This is a genomic window from Pedococcus sp. P1_H8, assembly GCF_056405175.1.
This window is the reverse complement of the sequence record NZ_JBFUCP010000080.1, coordinates 1-584: the sequence shown is the minus strand read 5'-3', so window position 1 is coordinate 584 and position 584 is coordinate 1. Positions and strand designations below refer to the sequence as shown.

General features: G+C 70.4%; 1 protein-coding gene. It reads right to left on the bottom strand.

Annotated elements, in window-relative coordinates; genetic code table 11:
- Positions 1 to 584 (bottom strand): lipoyl synthase (locus AC1DYG_RS18940; RefSeq protein WP_477641413.1); only part of this gene is annotated, 584 nt, incomplete at both ends.

Sequence of the window (584 nt, the reverse complement as noted above, 5' to 3'; positions counted from 1 at the left end):
CGCCCGTGGTGCGCCATCGCCTGCGCGTAGAGGCGGCCGGCCCGGTACGAGGAACGGACCAACGGCCCCGCCATCACGCCGGCGAAGCCGAGCTCGGTGGCGAACTCGGAGTGGTCGACGAACTCCTCCGGCTTGACCCAGCGCTCGACGGGATGGTGCCGCGGCGACGGGCGCAGGTACTGGGTGATGGTGATGATGTCGCAGCCGGCCTCGTGCAGGTCCACCATCGCCTGCTGGACCTCTTCGGGGGTCTCGCCCATGCCGAGGATCAGGTTGGACTTGGTGACCAGGCCGAAGTCGCGGGCGGCGGTGAGCACACCGAGCGAACGCTCGTACCGGAACGCCGGCCGGATCCGCTTGAAGATCCGCGGCACCGTCTCGAGGTTGTGCGCGAGCACCTCGGGGCGCGACTCGAAGACCTCGGCGAGCAGGTCCGGCTTGCCGTTGAAGTCGGGGACCAGGTTCTCCACGCCGGTGCCCGGGTTGAGCTCGTGGATCTGGCGGACGGTCTCCGCGTAGAGCCACGCGCCGCCGTCGGGCAGGTCGTCGCGGGCGACGCCGGTGATGGTCGAGTACCGCAGACC